1 protein-coding gene is annotated in these 281 nt (G+C 64.8%); it reads right to left on the bottom strand.

Translation table 11 applies throughout. The annotated features are described in order from the left end of the window. A partial coding sequence (locus LZP69_RS16375) for a MauE/DoxX family redox-associated membrane protein (protein ID WP_234201747.1) occupies nt 1-281 on the bottom strand: 281 nt, incomplete at both ends.

Raw genomic sequence — 281 nt, 5'->3', positions numbered from 1 at the left:
GCTCCTCCACCGAGCTGAAACACCCGCATCCGGCGGGGGTACTACGCAAGAGGGCGAGCAGAACCGCCAGGCTGAAGACAGCCAGCATCCCGCCGACAGCAGCCGCAGCCGCACGGGTTCGAACTCCCACCACCAGCAGGACGCCGCTGATCAGCTCGAGCCACGGCATCAGCAGCGCCATCGGGTGCAAGGCCCAGTAGGGCACGAGCTGGTAAGCGGCGATGGATTCGGCGAACTCGGCGGGGTAGTTGATCTTGGACATGCTGGCATAGATGAAGACC

This window comes from Shewanella sp. AS1 (genome assembly GCF_021412565.1).
Taxonomy (GTDB): Bacteria; Pseudomonadota; Gammaproteobacteria; order Enterobacterales; family Shewanellaceae; genus Shewanella.
Note: the sequence above shows the minus strand (reverse complement) of the source record. Positions and strands in the feature narration are given on the sequence as shown.